Raw genomic sequence first — 14,385 nt, forward strand, 5'->3', positions numbered from 1 at the left:
AGTTTAAAATGCAGTACATGATTGAATGGTTGAGAAATAATCGTCAGGATATTTTAAAAAAACATCCTGACGCTACGCCTTTGTTAGCATATTTTATGGATTATTTTAGTACGTGTTCTGAAAATGATTATTTTATTAATATTCTTAAAAATGCTATTCGAGGTGAGGGTGATAGCATTCAAGAAACTTCAACTTATTTACTTATGAATGATGTGGTTGATGAAGGACATACGGTTGATGCAGCAGAATTTTATTTTAATGGTGAGTTTGATGGTAAAGTACCATTTAAAACTTTTGCATTGGTGTTGGAGATAATTGCATTAGCATATGTTGAATCTAATCCACAAAATAGAGAAGAAATCTTGAGTTGTTTACCGCGTCTTAAGCAGGTTTATGGTATTTAAACTATAGTGTTTTCTTAGTTGTATTTAGATTTTTAACCTATGGTGGAAAATAAATATATAATCTTAAACTGAGTTAAATTTTAGCTCAGTTTTTTATTTTTATTTATGTTGTGAAATTTTTGACAATTAATTATGGGTTTCTTTTTTTAAAGAGCCAGCCAGTGGCAAAAAGCGGGTGTGCTATTAGATATGGTGTCGGCAGGTGGTGCTGAGGCCGCAGCGCCGTTACTTGCCGAGTATTTGTATGGTAAGAAAGCTAAAGATTTAACCGCAAGTGAGAAATCTACAATTAGCTCTATTGTCGGTTTAGCAGGTAGTGCTGTCGGTGCAACCACAGGTGATGTATCAAGTACAGTTCAAGGTGGACAGCCTGCGCAGAATGCGGTGGAGAGTAATTATCAGACCAACTTGGAGTGAATAAAATGAGATTCGTTGAGAAAGATTCAGGATTGAAAGGAATGGTATGCTCTATATATTTTACAGATGGAAAATATCACTACTTATCAATGATAGAAAATTATATTGGGCTGAGGGTTTTTTTGAAAGTGAAATAGATATAACTAGTAATGATTCATCTGAGTTGTTTGAGTTCAAGGCCGCTTTAGATAATGATATTCGTCAAATGCATCCTGTTCTATATAATATATTAAAAGAGGATTGGGATTTATATATAGATATAGTTGAAGGCGTTCCAGAGACTTGGCAAATTTTTCTAGAAAAACTAAAAGAATTTGATAAGGAAAAATGAAGTATTTAGCGTTAATAATGGAAAGCCAGAGCTCAGTCAATTAAGCCAAGATGCCCTAGGCGCAGCTGCTGCAATTGCAGAAGCAGTTTTACTGGGTAAAGTTGGTGGGAAGTTATCACAAGGTGTGAAGAGTGAGGTCAAAACCACTGAGAAAGTAGCAGAAGTTGATGCGACGAAGAAAAAAGAACCCGTTACTAATGAGCCAGAGGCGAATTTCGCTGGTCAGGTTCCTATTCGACCTAGAGATGGGCATACTCCAGCTGGTACAAGCCAAGTTGATACACCTTTAGGAAAACATTTAATTAATGGTGAAGTTGCAGGCCGTAAAAACCAGAAAGTAATTTCAGGTGGACATAATTCTGATAATTTCTATGATGTCCTTAATAGTAATGGGGGGAAAGTAATTGGTAACCCAACTCAAGTGTCAAAAGGCATTACTGATATTAAATATCAATTACCAAATGGAAGGATTGAGACAAAAACAGTTTATGATCCGAAAGTGTATAGTGATAAACAGATGGCAATAATGGCAAATGAAGCAGCATCAAAAGCGATTTTAAATTATGGGGTAAATGGAAATAAAATACAGCATGTAATAGTGAATGGGATTACTTTTAGAGTGCCGATTAGTTCATATAAAGGGACTAATTATGTTCCATCAGCTTTCCCTATAAATCCTACTTCTGGAGCAATCAAATAATGATAGGTTATATTAATGAAGAGGGCTCTTCAGTAGAGTTAATGCCTTTGCTTTGGTGCTTAGGTTTTGGAATAACAGGAGGGCAAGACCTAGAATATTATTTGAGAGGCATTATAGGCAAAGATCCAATGGAACCTGTTGGAGGTGATCCTGGTTGGAGTTTAGCTCCTGAGTTACAAGAAGATGGAACAACGATTTATTGTGCTTGGGTACATGAAATGATGGGTTTAGAGCCGAATGAAGGAGATTATGATGAGGAGACGGTTATGTATCATATTCGACAAGGTCTAGAGAACGTCTTGAAAGAACAGCCTTCTAGAAAAGACGAGATTGAAAAAATATTTGTAAAATATGATTTGTGAGCAATTATAGCATCGACACTCAGTCCAAAAATCAGTTACGAGATTGGCCAGTACTTTCAAGATAAAGATGCTGAAGGTAGTGCAGCGCATATCTTGGCTCATACGATTTTAGGTGCAGCAGTTGCCGCGACAGGTGGTAATAATGCCTTGAGCGCGGGTATTGCAGCAGGTAGTGCTGAGTCCGCAGCACCGTTACTTGCGGAGTATTTGTATGGTAAGAAAGCTAAAGATCTAACCGCAAGTGAGAAATCTACAATTAGCTCTATTGTCGGTTTAGCAGGGAGCGCTGTTGGTGCAACCACTGGTGATGTATCAAGTACAGTTCAAGGTGGACAGTCTGCGCAGAATGCGGTGGAGAATAATTATTTAACAGTGAAACAGGTAAATTCTTACAAGGATGAAATGCAGTCCTGTAATAAGAATAGAAATTGTGATCAAGTTATAGAAAAATATAGAGTCTTAGCATTAAAACAGGACGAAGAATTAGTAGCTGTTTGTTCGACGTCACCTTCTGCTTGTAAAACATACTATCAGTTTATTTTAACTCAAAGAAATCAGGTTAAAGAAGCTATAGGAAATGCAACTAAATATCTGCCAAATATAGATCCAGGCGCCTTATATCTCCAACAAATTAACGCTGAAGGTATTGTCGTTAATACTGAAATTGCAAAGCAATTACAAGCAAAATATGGAATGGACGATCAAACAGCCCAGCTTACAGCTGTTGCAATTGTAGGGGCGATGGGGAGTGTAAAAGGTTTAAAAATTTCGAAACCGAATGAACAACATTCCCCAAATAAAAATGAAATTAATAAAAATGGTTATGAATTTAAACAAGGTATTGATTTGGACTTAAGAGGTAAAAACTATTCAACAAAGGATACTATTGAATTAGCATTTGCAAAGACTGGAGTTTCCAAAAATGAGTTCAGTGTTACTAAATGGGGGGTAGATAAAAATGGTAAAAGTTTCCCTACTGAATATAGAGTAACATCAGGTAAGAATCGTGGTGCTGAAGTAAGTATAGATTTAGGCCATGATGGTGTAGGTACACCTGGTAAAAAAAATATTGTTGGTCATATTTTCTTAGATGAAGTTGATTTTAACCGTAGCAAAGATAAGCCTAAAAAGTGATGGGAATTTAACTTAATGAGTAGTTTAATTTATTTTGTAGAAGATTTTTTGAAGTGGCTGATTCAATGAGTATTAATTATGAAATACTTTCAGAAAATAAAAGTCAAGAAAAGTTGTATAGTTTATTTTCTATATATAGTTTGAAAGATTTTGAGTTATCTATCAATCGAAATAATTTAAAAGAAATTCCTATCCGTGAATTTTTAGATAGACAAAAATTAATGGTAAACACTTACCTAATGGTGCGGGTAACAAAGAGTTACTCTTAGAGTTGTTGCCTGATAATATTGGTGAAGTGTTTTACTCATTTGATTTTAAAGATTATAATAGGTTGGTTAAATTTAAAAATTTTTGTGATCTAAAGGTGATTTTATCCCAAGTTTATAACTTTAATTATTATATATTCGATAACTCAAATGAATTTATTTTAGCTTGGGGGGATGATGAGGTGTTAATGGGAGGAGGGGAGGCTGCAAAATGGGTTGAAAATGTTAAAGGAAATTGGAGGTTTTAATTTTTTAGCAGAACCATTAACCAATTCTAAGATAATGTGACCAATGCCTTAATTGAGAAAGGCATGAGTTCAGATACTGCTAAGTTGGTTGCAAATGGGGTGAGTACGCTGACACTGACAGGTGTAGGTGCATCGACAGGATTGTCAACTGGCAGCATTGGTACAGCGATTAATGTTGACTCAAATAACCGACAATTGCATGTTGATGAAATTGCTATGCTTAAGAAAAAGGCAGCAGAATTAGCTAGCTGAAATGGTCCAATGGATCGGGATAGTTATAATTACTGGTATACGATGTTATATAATGTACCTTACGGAAAAGTTGATACAGAAGGGCGTGAGCAACTGCTAAATATGGCAGGCCAATGGGATCAAGCTGGCGCGAATACAGCAGACAGAAGTCTAGAAAGACATATTGCGAATATGAAGTTTGCGGCAGAAACAATTAATTCAATGTCAGGTAAAGTTCTCACCGACAATAATGGCAAGCCGATCATTGAAAATGGTTCTGCGGTTAAGGCATTTCAGGCTACAGATGCACAGAGAAAAAATAATGGATTGTTTGGTTATGACCCGAACAAAGTTAATTTAAAGGCGAAAGATGATCCAAAAGGGGGGTATTTTAGAGTCTTTGATCCATCTTTAAAAGGTAAAAGGAAGTATTTAGACTTGAATGGGAATGTTCCAAGCAACAAGACTTTACCAAATGGTAAGAAGTCTGGTAGGTCGCAAGCTGAATATAATGAGGCAACTCATTTTAAAATTGATAAAGTAACTTATTAGGAACAAGATCATGAAAACCATTTGTGCCCCTATATCCGAACAAGCTAAATTAAGATTAGATTTTGATGAAAATATTGAAGGGGATCTGATAGAGTTAAATATTTCCCAAAGTGATTATGAGGCTTTAGAAAAATTGATTATTTTAATTGTCTAAATAAGCATCTAGGGTTATTAATCGATAATTATGAAGATGAAAGTATTTCCTATGAGGACTTGCCTAAGGCTTTAGATTTGACAATAGAGTATTCCTGTAAATATAGCGGTTTGGAGGAGCTGTGGTGTAGTATAAAAAAATTATTTTAACAGCCATAGAAAATAAAACAGCTGTTTTCTTCTTTTTTAGATGCTGTTTTTAATGCTTGAGAAATATATAAAAATTGGCAGATAAAATAGTGTGAAAGAAAAGGTTTATGACATGAAAATTGTTAGTAAACCTTTGTCTGAACAAAAAGTAAATTGAAGTGAGCTATTTTATGCGTGTAATTGATAAAGAGTATGGTGAAGAAGTAAATGTTTATGGTCTATATCATTATAATAAGGATATTTATTTTTATGGTATAGCCGTTGGTGAGGATAGTATAGCTGCATTTCGTCAGAAGGATGTTGAAGTTATTGATCCTAAATTTAGTTTTGATGTGGTTTATATTGGTAGTGATGGTAATAGTAGTTTTATGTTACTGCATTGGGCTTTGGCTGAAAACAATTTGTTAGATGATATTTTAGATCGTGATGAAGATGCGATTAATTTGTTTTCTAAACTAAAGTTCATTAAAAGCAAAATATAAACTTAGATGAAAAGAGAGACTGCATAACTCCCTGATTATAAAAGAGAGGTTTGGTTCGGAAAATATAATTTTAATGCAAAATGGTGAGGTAAGAATGTAGCTATTTTATAAGGTTGTAGATCGAAAATATTTTTATATTTATCAATTGCCAAATAGAAGATATGGTATCGGCAGGCTTGTCCGCACCTACTGCGAGTGGTGCAGGCATTGCAGCAGGTAGTGCTGAGGCCGCAGCGCCGTTACTTGCTGAGTATTTGTATGGTAAGAAAGCTAAAGATTTAACCGCAAGTGAGAAATCTACAATTAGCTCAATTGTCGGTTTAGCAGGTAGTGCTGTCGGTGCAACCACAGGTGATGTATCAAGTACAGTTCAAGGTGGACAGTCTGCGCAGAATGCGGTGGAGAAAAATGATTTTGCATTACCAATAAACAAAAATCTTGCGATGTCAATTCAGTCCGCTGTTGATTATTCTGTTAAAAATAATTTAAGCCCAGAAGATACTCAAAAGTTAATTAATAGTATAAGCCAGCCTGATGATGGAGATAAGATATGTTCTTAATGGAAAACCAGTTATCAAATATTTTAATAATGAACCATCCAAGAAATGAGTGTGATTATGGATATGATTAGCCGTCAAACAGAAATTTTGACAAATTTATTACAGATCATGGTTGATTCTGTTTATGAAGATTATGATTCATTACAAGGTATTTTTGATTATTGTAAATCTCCTATAGATCATTCAGTTTCTATGGAAGCAAATTTTTCTTATTTTATTGAAAATAATGAGAAATTTGTTTTCATGAGTGATCCAGAATCAAAAATTCCTTATCTGCTGGAGGAGCTTCATAGATTAGTACAGGAACATACAGGAGGAGTATGGACTAAGCTTATTCTTACACTGGATGAAAATGGCAGGGCTCATACGAAGTTTATTTATGATGAAAAATCATAAAATTTTGTAGTTTGTTTTTCTTGATTTTAATGTATGTCCAATGATGGCATGCTTTTTATTTTAAAACAAAGAAATTTATTTAATAAACAATTTTAAGTGATAAAAATGAAAAATTTAACTGTAATGTATGATTCTGGATCTATTAATAAAAGTTTTCTGGTTGAATTTATAAATACCTATGGATTAACTTTACCTGAAAAATACATGGAGTTAATGGAGAAACATAATGGTGTTCAATTTTTGGAAAATTGTTTTAACTATATAGATTCTAATGGTAATGTTGGTGAGTCTAGTATAGGGTTTTGTGCGTATGGAGATGAAATTGGCGCTGATAACATTGTTAAGTTTCAGGATTATGATGGTTTAGGTTATGATAATGTAATTGTCTTTGGTCTTAATGGAAGAGGTGATTACTTATCATTTGATTATCGCCAAAATCCTGAATCAGATAATCCATTAGTAATAATAATGTATCATGATGATTTCATCGAAGATGAATATGGTAATAAAAAAATGCGTGTTGTTAAAGTGGCGGATAGCTTTGATGATTTTTAAAATTACTCCATGATTAGTACTTAATTTGTTATTTATAAAAAGTCATTTAAAAATTAATGGCTTTTTATTTTGATGATTGAGGTTTAAATGTAAGTAATGGAAAGAATTATGGAAATTTATCGAGATAATGGTCAAAATTCACTAGATGAAATTGTTAAAGCTCAAAATCAAATTGGATATGCTTTTCCAAAAATTACATCAATTTGATAAAGGATCATGATGCTGTAATATTTGAGAAAAATCTTTTGATTTCATAAATATCTACAATAAATCTGATGATAGAGATCTAAACTTCTTAAGTTTTAAAGATAATCATTCAGATGGGGATATTTTGAGGGAGCAAGAGAATATTTCTGACCTGAGTAATTATGGTGTGGAGCATCTTGTTATTTTTGGTATATGTGCGAATGGAGATTATATCTGTTTTGATTATAGAGATAATACAGAAAGCTCAGATCCTAAAGTAGTATTAGTATATCATGATGATTTTGTCGATGATAAAAGTGGGAAAAGCTCAATGGTTGTAAATAATGTTGCCGCTAACTTTGATGATTTTTGAATTTACTTCATGAATAGTATTTAATTGGTGATTCATAAAAAGCCATTTGAAATTAATGGCTTTTTTATTTTGATGGTTGAAGTTTAAATATAAGTAAAATTCTGTACAGTAAGGAAGAATCTGGCAACAAGAAGGTAGTATGAATGGTACTGTTGGTCGTTTTGAATGGATAATTGATCCTAAATTAGGTGGAGTCTCGCATATAATGTTTATTCCAAATGGTAAAATTACAGGGGTGCCAACTAAACCATGATAACTCAAGCATATGAAAAACTTAAACAGCTTAATTTTGATGATTTTGGAGCTATCTATATTGGATATATAGGAGTTCCAGAATATGGTTGTTTAAGTAATGAGATGGTAAGTAGTTTTGTCGAAGATTATTTTCTAAGGACAGAAGTTGTTGCCCACGAATTAACTGAAGTCTTAAATGAATTGTTAGTTATAGATAAAGATACTTCGCGAGATGATATTTTGAATTTGTTGAACAAAGTAGTAAATACTTTAAATATTGATATTTCAAACTCGACTCATAAGTGGTTATTAGTTTGTTTGGACTTGAAGCTTAACGGGCTGAGCTTAGACCCAGTATATGGCCTATTAGAGTTATCAAATTTTTGGATTGATTGGGGGCAGCCAAAGAATTCACCACATATGATTCAAGGTGTAAATAATAATGTAGATGCTTCTGATTATTATACAGAAGAAAATTATAAAAAATGATTTGTATTAATTATGATTGGTTGAAGCTGGAGTTAAGTAAAGAGGGTGTGTGTTAAGTATAAATATTTTGTTTATGTAACTAATCATTTTAACAGTCATTGAGTGTTTTTAGAGTTTTAAAGAAAGTAGTTATAAAATGTTAATTCTAGCCGTATTTCAAATGCGGCTTTTTTTATGTATAGATTTTGCCTCTGGTCTGGAAAAATAGAGTAAAAATTTTTAGGAAAGATGCTAGCCAGTGGCAAAAAGCGGGTGTGTTATTAGATATGGTGTCGGCAGGCTTGTCCGCACCTACTGCGAGTGGTGCAGGTATTGCAGCCTCGACATTGAGTCCAGCGGCAAGCTATGAAATTGCTCAATACTGTAAGGGTAAAGATGCAGCAGGTAGTGCTGAGGCCGCAGCGCCATTACTTGCCGAGTATTTTGTATGGAAAAGAAGCTAAAGATTTAACGGTAAGTCAGAACACTATTCGAGTTCGAGTTGATAATCATCTTTGGTAACTTTAATTTTAATCTTCTTATACTTTCTTTTATTGGGGTTTAATGCCGATTCTGTAACCTCTGTGGCAAAACTCGAATTTCCCATCAAGTCATAATAGGCTTTATAACCAATCAAAATCTTTTGTGGCCTGCCACTGTGCTCGTGACTATAGTTTTCAATCAGTTGAGTCAACTGTTCGAAGATCAGAGTATGGGTCATTGCTCAATCATCTCTTTCATTTAAAGACATTAGTTACTTAAACTAATCGAACTTTGTTAAAGATTTAAGACAGTTCTTTTGGCCTGAGCCCTATTATTTCTGATGCACTCAAGACCATGGTCTGATTTAGCAATACACCGATTTCTTCTTTAATAGTGGCCTTTATGCTCAAGTAAAAACCAATAAAATTACACATAACATAATTTAATTATGTATTGCATAAATTAAAACTTTCTTGTAGCATGAATTTATAGCTGAGAGCCAAGATCAAGAACGATGATTTCTTCATTTGGCTGACTGATGGACGGAAAGGGCTTAAACACGGATGCTTTTACATACTTATAAAAACACCTGTCGCCTTTTCTGATAACGCATGTATAGGTTGATGCTTTTAGACAGCTTTTTAAGCAATTGAAGAATAAAACCTATGCAGAGCATGAAACGGATGAATTTATCTAAATAAGGGAAACTAGATGGACATTTTAGATAACCCATTAGAACTATGTGGTTTTGCTTTTATTGAATTTGTTTCGACGGAAAACGGATTAGATCAGATCTTTGAGACCATCGGTTTTTCCAAAGTCGCAAAGCATAAATCTAAAAAAGTTTATTTATGGCGTCAGGGTAATATCAACATTATCTTGAACTACCAGCCTGAATCTTATGCTTCATTCTTCTTTAAAGAACATGGCCCTTCAGCATGTGCAATGGGTTTCAGAACTCGCGATGCAGCCAAAGCATTTAGCAAAGCCGTGGAACTTGGTGCAGAGCCAATGTATTCACAAGCTGGGCCAATGGAATTGAATATCCCTGCGATTAAAGGAATTGGTGGCATGCCAATTTTCTTGGTTGACCGTGATATCTATGAAAATGACTTCGTTTTCTTTGATGATGCGGACAGAAATCCAAAAGGTGCAGGCCTGAACGAAATCGACCATTTAACCCATAACGTCTATAAAGGACGTATGGAATATTGGGCGAACTTCTATGAAAAAATCTTTAATTTCCAAGAAATTCGTTACTTTGACATCAAAGGCGAATATACCGGTTTAACCTCTAAAGCGTTGACTGCACCAGATGGCATGATTCGTATTCCATTGAATGAAGATTCAGACAAGGGCAATGGTCAAATTGCAGAGTTCTTGGCAGATTTCAATGGTGAAGGTATACAGCATATCGCGTTTATTACCGATGACTTGCTTTCAACATGGGACAAGTTAAAAGAGATTGGCATGCAGTTTATGACAGCGCCGCCTGAAACCTATTATGAAATGTTGAAAGAGCGCTTACCAAATCATGGTGAGCCAACTGAAGAACTGCAAAAACGCGGTATCTTACTGGATGGTAATACCAAAGATGGCCAGAAAAAACTGCTGTTACAGATTTTCTCGCAAAACATGCTTGGGCCTGTGTTCTTTGAATTTATTCAACGTAAAGATGATGATGGTTTTGGTGAAGGTAACTTCAAGGCACTGTTTGAATCCATCGAACGTGACCAGATCCGCCGTGGTGTGTTAGAAGCAAAGTAATTACATTCAAATGAAATAAAAAAGCCAAGAATTCAATTCTTGGCTTTTTATATGGATGAAAAATTAACGGGTTTGAATATATTGATTGATTGCTGCAACTTCACGTTTAAACAGCTCTAAGTTTTCACTATCTTCATGAACCGAGAAAAACATTTCACTGTCCAGTGCCACAATACAAAATTCCATGGAATGATGCGCATTAAAGATTGGTAGACCAACGGCATTAATCCCGACCAGAAGATCACCTTGAGCAATCGACATGCCGTGCTGCAATACATTTTCTTTAAGTAGCAGAAACTCATCCCAATCAGTCGGTTTAATCGGATAATGGTGATGAGCCGCTTTTTCCCATTCCGCTTGCATCAGCGGCTTGATTACGGCTTCAGGCATATAAGAGGCAAACACACGACCTGCTGCTGAATTCACCAGCGGCATGATTGAGCCGACTTTAGTTACAATCGAAATCGGGTGGTTGGATTCAATCGATTGCACCACCAAAGGCCCTTTAGGCGACCATTTGCTGATTTGAATACCGCAACCAATTTTATTCTGTAATTCGTAAATCAGGTGCTGAACCAACTGTAACACATCGGTATGTTGAATACAGTTCAGACCCAAACGCCACGCCTGATCACCCAAGGCATACTGACCATCGGTAAGCTGCTTGGCGTAATTCATGCGAATCAGACTGACCAGATAGCGGTGTACCTTGGCAGGGTGCATATCCAGTTTGCTGGATAGATCTTTTAAAATAATCGGTTTGTTGTGTTCTAAAAGGGCATTGAGCACGGCTAAGCCAACCTCAAGGGATTGAACCCCACCAGATAACTTTTCTTCAATCATTCAATAACCCTTAAGCTGCTTCTCTTTTGCAATGTTTGTTTGCTGTCAATTTTGGACAATTTACAATCAGCACATAATGCCTGAGCATTGGGCAAAATAGAAATCATCTTTTTAAATGAATCAAATCGGTGAATTGTATAAGCATACAATTGTTTTTAGACATATTGCACTTTATTTTGAGCGGTGCAAGATACAGTAAAAACAGGTCGATGTTTTAAATTTAGACCATAAAAAAAGCATTAGCATTTTACAACGCTAATGCCAATTTCATGGAACTGGATTTATGCACCGAGTTCATCTTCATGTAAGAAGTGGGTGTGGTGTGGGGCACGTTTGGTACGGCTCCATTCCTCCAGCATTTCCAGTTTCATTTCTTCGGTAATCCTTGCAATCTTGGCATCGGCATGTGCATCGTTATAGGTCAGTTCAAGGCGATGACCATTTGGATCGAAGAAATAAATCGAATGGAAAATACCATGATTGGTTACACCTAAAACTTTAACCCCATTTTCTTCAAGATGTGATTTTGCAGTCATTAATGCATCTAGGTCTTCGACTTCAAAAGCAATATGCTGTACCCATTGTGGTGTATTTTCATCACGGCCCATTTCTGGTTGGGTCGGTAGCTCAAAGAAGGCCAATACATTGCCTTGACCTGCATCCAAGAATAAATGCATATACGGGTCAAAGGCTTTGGTCGATGGGACATGATCTTCTGCAAACGCCAAGATAAAATCCATGTGCAGCATTTGTTTGTACCATTGCACGGTTTCTTTGGCATCTTTACAGCGATAAGCCACGTGGTGAATTTTTTTAATTGCAAAGCTCATGTTAAAACTCCTTTTTAGCTTATTCCCAATCTGGTTGTTGTTCTGGTGTGGCATTCAAGAATGCGGGAAGGGTTAAGCAATGTTGGTAAATCGACTCAATCTTTGGGAAAGCACTTAAATCAATTTTGAAGCGCTTGGCGTTATAGACCTGAGGAATCAGACAACAGTCTGCAACAGTGGCTTGGGTGCCAAAACAGAATTGCCCATTGGAATGCTGTAATTGCATTTCTAAGCTGTGAAAGCCTTCTAAAATCCAGTGTTGATACCAACTGTTTTTTTGCGCATCACTGACTGCAAGCTGTTTTTGCAGGTACTTTAACACTCTCAAGTTGTTGAGCGGGTGAATGTCACAGGCAATTGTCTGTGCAAAGGCACGAACTTTGGCACGTTCTATAAGGTCTTTAGGCAACAGTGCTTTGGCTGGATAACGTTCTTCCAGATATTCCAATATGCTGAGCGACTGTAATAAGGCCTGATCTTGGTCAATCAGCGTCGGTACAAGCTGGCTCGGGTTTAGTGCCCGATAGCTCGCTTGTTGCTGCTCATTTTTGACCAAATGAACTGCTTCTGTTTCATACGGCAGTTCTTTCAGGTTGAGTGCGATACGCACTCGATAGGCCGCAGAGCTACGAAAGTAACTATACAGTTTCATAGCGCTCGTCCTTTTGTTCATTAAAACTAAAGTGACGTGCTGGCAAAATGCGATTGGCAACTTCACCAAAGCCCACGCGAATGCCATCTTTTTCACAATAGCCTTTCATGACGACACGATCGCCATCTTCCAAGAAGCCACGCTTTTCGCCGTTTGAGAGGCTCAGTGGTTTGGTGGTGTTCCACGTCAGTTCCAGTAAGCTGCCGTACGAGTCTTCGGTTGGGCCTGAAATCGTGCCTGAACCCATCAAGTCGCCAACCTGAACATTACAGCCTGCAACGGTGTGATGGGTCAGTTGCTGCGCCATTGACCAATACATATATTTGAAGTTGGTTTGGCAAATCACATCAGACTGTGCAGATTGCGGTGTTTGAACTTCAACACTCAGGTGAATGTCATAGCTGTTTGCGGTTTTTTCTTGTAGATAGCCCAAAGGTTTCGGCTGTTGTTCTGGGCCTTTGACTTTAAATGGCTCAAGCGCTTCCATCGTCACCACCCATGGTGAAATGGCACTGGCAAAGGTTTTGGCATTGAAGGGGCCTAATGGAACATATTCCCATTGTTGAATATCACGTGCTGACCAGTCGTTCAGCAACACCATACCAAAGATATGTTCCCATGCGTTTTCAATGGCAATTGGCTCGCCCAATTCAGTTGCTTTACCCACTACAAAAGCGGTCTCGAGTTCAAAGTCGAGTTTACGTGTCGCCGAGAATACAGGGCGTTCTTCATTGGGGAATTTGATTTGGCCAGAAGGGCGCACAATGTCTTTGCCACTGACAATCACAGAACTGGCACGACCGTTATAGCCTACAGGCAATTCGCTCCAGTTCGGTAATAGTGCATTCTTTGGATCTCTAAACATGGTGCCGACATTGGTGGCATGTTCTTTAGATGAATAGAAGTCGGTATAGCCAGGCACCTGAATCGGTAAATGCAAAACTACATTTTCTTGTTTAAACAGCACCTGCTGACGTAAATCGGCATCATCACGTAAGCTTGGGTTTTCCGCAGACAACAAGCTTTGTAAAGCGCTGCGAACCGTATGCCAATTTTTTTTGCCTGTTTCAATAAATTTATTCAGTGTTGGCTGATTAAAACAGTTTGCTGTCGTGAGCTGTAATAAGCCTTTTTGCTCTAATGCGGCAAGGTCAAGTACCCAGTCACCAATTGCAACGCCAACGCGTTTTTCACCTTGTGGGCTCTCGCTAAAAATACCGTATGGCAAATTATGTATTGTGAAATCTGATTGCGGATCAATCTCAAGAAAAGAGGTTAATTGTTGTGCCATGATTTACTTTCCTTGTCTCTCGTTCTATGAAGACCTATTAAATTTTTATCCTGCTTTCTATAACAATATGAAAATCAAATAAATATTGATCTTTTGACCCATTTGAATCCTATCGCTCAAGCAAGAAATATGTACTTTATGATTTCTATCATACTGAAAATATTTAATTACGCAATACATAATTTAATTACATTATTCATAATATTTGTTATTTATGGAATTTTCTGTTTATATGCGCGGTTATTCGAAAAATGAATTAATTATTTTTCGGGTTAGATATAGGCATTTGTGATTAACTTATGATATACGTAATTTTA

21 protein-coding genes and 2 pseudogenes are annotated in these 14,385 nt (G+C 36.4%); 18 read left to right on the forward strand and 5 right to left on the reverse strand.

What is annotated here, in order from left to right:
* Positions 1 to 8: 8 nt before the first annotated feature.
* The 17 genes and pseudogenes from NQU59_RS11930 to NQU59_RS12010 all read left to right on the forward strand — a co-directional run bounded on the left by NQU59_RS11930 (position 9) and on the right by NQU59_RS12010 (position 8,666).
* Positions 9 to 404 carry a hypothetical protein gene (locus NQU59_RS11930; protein ID WP_257063581.1) on the forward strand — a complete coding sequence of 132 codons (396 nt, stop codon included), beginning with the start codon at positions 9 to 11 and terminating at the stop codon, positions 402 to 404.
* A gap of 192 nt (positions 405 to 596) precedes the next feature.
* Positions 597 to 803, forward strand: a pseudogene (locus NQU59_RS11935) (VENN motif pre-toxin domain-containing protein); the annotation flags it as partial.
* A 64-nt stretch (positions 804 to 867) separates the two neighbouring features.
* Positions 868 to 1,152 (forward strand): hypothetical protein, encoded by a 285-nt coding sequence (locus tag NQU59_RS11940; RefSeq protein WP_257063583.1) that lies wholly within the window; start codon positions 868 to 870, stop codon positions 1,150 to 1,152.
* A complete protein-coding gene (locus NQU59_RS11945) occupies positions 1,136 to 1,852 on the forward strand; it encodes a CdiA family toxin C-terminal domain-containing protein (protein WP_257063584.1) in 717 nt (238 codons plus the stop codon). Before NQU59_RS11940 ends, NQU59_RS11945 begins: the two co-directional genes overlap by 17 nt.
* Positions 1,852 to 2,214, forward strand: a complete 363-nt coding sequence (locus NQU59_RS11950) for a hypothetical protein (RefSeq protein WP_257063585.1) — start codon at positions 1,852 to 1,854, stop codon at positions 2,212 to 2,214. Before NQU59_RS11945 ends, NQU59_RS11950 begins: the two co-directional genes overlap by 1 nt.
* A 93-nt stretch (positions 2,215 to 2,307) precedes the next feature.
* Positions 2,308 to 3,348 (forward strand): VENN motif pre-toxin domain-containing protein, encoded by a 1,041-nt coding sequence (locus NQU59_RS11955; protein ID WP_257063586.1) that lies wholly within the window; start codon positions 2,308 to 2,310, stop codon positions 3,346 to 3,348.
* 274 nt (positions 3,349 to 3,622) lie between these two features.
* Positions 3,623 to 3,862 carry a hypothetical protein gene (locus NQU59_RS11960; protein WP_257063587.1) on the forward strand — a complete coding sequence of 80 codons (240 nt, stop codon included), beginning with the start codon at positions 3,623 to 3,625 and terminating at the stop codon, positions 3,860 to 3,862.
* A gap of 63 nt (positions 3,863 to 3,925) precedes the next feature.
* Positions 3,926 to 4,114, forward strand: coding sequence for a hypothetical protein (locus NQU59_RS11965; protein ID WP_005241194.1), 189 nt, complete (start codon positions 3,926 to 3,928; stop codon positions 4,112 to 4,114).
* Positions 4,115 to 4,156: 42 nt separating this feature from the next.
* Positions 4,157 to 4,645, forward strand: a complete 489-nt coding sequence (locus NQU59_RS11970; protein WP_257063588.1) for a hypothetical protein — start codon at positions 4,157 to 4,159, stop codon at positions 4,643 to 4,645.
* Positions 4,646 to 4,655: 10 nt separating this feature from the next.
* The gene (locus NQU59_RS11975; protein ID WP_257063589.1) at positions 4,656 to 4,799 is read left to right on the forward strand and encodes a hypothetical protein; all 144 of its coding nucleotides are present in this window, start codon (positions 4,656 to 4,658) and stop codon (positions 4,797 to 4,799) included.
* Between the two features lie 319 nt (positions 4,800 to 5,118).
* Positions 5,119 to 5,430 (forward strand): hypothetical protein, encoded by a 312-nt coding sequence (locus tag NQU59_RS11980; protein ID WP_005241199.1) that lies wholly within the window; start codon positions 5,119 to 5,121, stop codon positions 5,428 to 5,430.
* Positions 5,431 to 5,621: 191 nt separating this feature from the next.
* Positions 5,622 to 5,841 (forward strand): annotated as a pseudogene (locus NQU59_RS18870) (VENN motif pre-toxin domain-containing protein); the annotation flags it as partial.
* Between the two features lie 206 nt (positions 5,842 to 6,047).
* Positions 6,048 to 6,386 (forward strand): hypothetical protein, encoded by a 339-nt coding sequence (locus tag NQU59_RS11990; RefSeq protein ID WP_005270922.1) that lies wholly within the window; start codon positions 6,048 to 6,050, stop codon positions 6,384 to 6,386.
* Positions 6,387 to 6,491: 105 nt separating this feature from the next.
* A complete protein-coding gene (locus NQU59_RS11995; RefSeq protein ID WP_257063591.1) occupies positions 6,492 to 6,941 on the forward strand; it encodes an SMI1/KNR4 family protein in 450 nt (149 codons plus the stop codon).
* 331 nt (positions 6,942 to 7,272) lie between these two features.
* Positions 7,273 to 7,500 (forward strand): SMI1/KNR4 family protein, encoded by a 228-nt coding sequence (locus tag NQU59_RS12000; RefSeq protein WP_257063592.1) that lies wholly within the window; start codon positions 7,273 to 7,275, stop codon positions 7,498 to 7,500.
* Positions 7,501 to 7,749: 249 nt separating this feature from the next.
* The gene (locus NQU59_RS12005) at positions 7,750 to 8,223 is read left to right on the forward strand and encodes a DUF2247 family protein (RefSeq protein WP_257063593.1); all 474 of its coding nucleotides are present in this window, start codon (positions 7,750 to 7,752) and stop codon (positions 8,221 to 8,223) included.
* 185 nt (positions 8,224 to 8,408) lie between these two features.
* On the forward strand, positions 8,409 to 8,666 hold the full coding sequence (locus tag NQU59_RS12010) for a hypothetical protein (RefSeq protein WP_257063594.1): 258 nt from the start codon (positions 8,409 to 8,411) through the stop codon (positions 8,664 to 8,666).
* A 23-nt stretch (positions 8,667 to 8,689) separates the two neighbouring features.
* On the opposite strand, the gene NQU59_RS12015 is transcribed toward NQU59_RS12010, so the two are convergent.
* Positions 8,690 to 8,923 (reverse strand): hypothetical protein, encoded by a 234-nt coding sequence (locus NQU59_RS12015; protein ID WP_005241208.1) that lies wholly within the window; start codon positions 8,921 to 8,923, stop codon positions 8,690 to 8,692.
* Positions 8,924 to 9,396: 473 nt separating this feature from the next.
* Between NQU59_RS12015 and hppD the strand changes: the two genes are divergently transcribed.
* The gene (gene hppD, locus NQU59_RS12020) at positions 9,397 to 10,452 is read left to right on the forward strand and encodes a 4-hydroxyphenylpyruvate dioxygenase (RefSeq protein ID WP_257063595.1); all 1,056 of its coding nucleotides are present in this window, start codon (positions 9,397 to 9,399) and stop codon (positions 10,450 to 10,452) included.
* 63 nt (positions 10,453 to 10,515) lie between these two features.
* Here hppD and NQU59_RS12025 read toward each other — a convergent pair whose 3' ends face one another.
* The 4 genes from NQU59_RS12025 to fahA all read right to left on the reverse strand — a co-directional run bounded on the left by NQU59_RS12025 (position 10,516) and on the right by fahA (position 14,068).
* Positions 10,516 to 11,295, reverse strand: a complete 780-nt coding sequence (locus NQU59_RS12025) for an IclR family transcriptional regulator (RefSeq protein WP_257063597.1) — start codon at positions 11,293 to 11,295, stop codon at positions 10,516 to 10,518.
* A gap of 281 nt (positions 11,296 to 11,576) precedes the next feature.
* On the reverse strand, positions 11,577 to 12,125 hold the full coding sequence (locus NQU59_RS12030; RefSeq protein ID WP_005241216.1) for a VOC family protein: 549 nt from the start codon (positions 12,123 to 12,125) through the stop codon (positions 11,577 to 11,579).
* Positions 12,126 to 12,144: 19 nt separating this feature from the next.
* Positions 12,145 to 12,777: a maleylacetoacetate isomerase gene (gene maiA / locus NQU59_RS12035; RefSeq protein WP_257063598.1), complete on the reverse strand. Its 633-nt coding sequence runs from the start codon at positions 12,775 to 12,777 to the stop codon at positions 12,145 to 12,147.
* Complete coding sequence (fahA, locus tag NQU59_RS12040) at positions 12,764 to 14,068, reverse strand: fumarylacetoacetase (RefSeq protein WP_257063599.1); 1,305 nt, start codon at positions 14,066 to 14,068, stop codon at positions 12,764 to 12,766. The genes maiA and fahA overlap by 14 nt, the downstream gene beginning before the upstream one ends.
* Between the last annotated feature and the right edge of the window lie 317 nt (positions 14,069 to 14,385).

It is taken from the genome of Acinetobacter colistiniresistens, assembly GCF_024582815.1.
GTDB lineage: Bacteria > Pseudomonadota > Gammaproteobacteria > Pseudomonadales > Moraxellaceae > Acinetobacter.

Coding starts and splice junctions, on each gene's coding strand:
- NQU59_RS12025 (WP_257063597.1), bottom strand. CDS start 11,295: ATGATTGAAGAAAAGTTATCTGGTGGGGTTCAATCCCTTGAGGTTGGC.
- NQU59_RS11965 (WP_005241194.1), top strand. CDS start 3,926: ATGAGTTCAGATACTGCTAAGTTGGTTGCAAATGGGGTGAGTACGCTG.
- NQU59_RS12030 (WP_005241216.1), bottom strand. CDS start 12,125: ATGAGCTTTGCAATTAAAAAAATTCACCACGTGGCTTATCGCTGTAAA.
- NQU59_RS12005 (WP_257063593.1), top strand. CDS start 7,750: ATGATAACTCAAGCATATGAAAAACTTAAACAGCTTAATTTTGATGAT.
- NQU59_RS11970 (WP_257063588.1), top strand. CDS start 4,157: ATGTTATATAATGTACCTTACGGAAAAGTTGATACAGAAGGGCGTGAG.
- NQU59_RS11990 (WP_005270922.1), top strand. CDS start 6,048: ATGGATATGATTAGCCGTCAAACAGAAATTTTGACAAATTTATTACAG.
- NQU59_RS12015 (WP_005241208.1), bottom strand. CDS start 8,923: ATGACCCATACTCTGATCTTCGAACAGTTGACTCAACTGATTGAAAAC.
- NQU59_RS11975 (WP_257063589.1), top strand. CDS start 4,656: ATGAAAACCATTTGTGCCCCTATATCCGAACAAGCTAAATTAAGATTA.
- NQU59_RS11995 (WP_257063591.1), top strand. CDS start 6,492: ATGAAAAATTTAACTGTAATGTATGATTCTGGATCTATTAATAAAAGT.
- NQU59_RS11980 (WP_005241199.1), top strand. CDS start 5,119: ATGCGTGTAATTGATAAAGAGTATGGTGAAGAAGTAAATGTTTATGGT.
- NQU59_RS11930 (WP_257063581.1), top strand. CDS start 9: ATGCAGTACATGATTGAATGGTTGAGAAATAATCGTCAGGATATTTTA.
- NQU59_RS11950 (WP_257063585.1), top strand. CDS start 1,852: ATGATAGGTTATATTAATGAAGAGGGCTCTTCAGTAGAGTTAATGCCT.
- hppD (WP_257063595.1), top strand. CDS start 9,397: ATGGACATTTTAGATAACCCATTAGAACTATGTGGTTTTGCTTTTATT.
- NQU59_RS11940 (WP_257063583.1), top strand. CDS start 868: ATGCTCTATATATTTTACAGATGGAAAATATCACTACTTATCAATGAT.
- maiA (WP_257063598.1), bottom strand. CDS start 12,777: ATGAAACTGTATAGTTACTTTCGTAGCTCTGCGGCCTATCGAGTGCGT.
- fahA (WP_257063599.1), bottom strand. CDS start 14,068: ATGGCACAACAATTAACCTCTTTTCTTGAGATTGATCCGCAATCAGAT.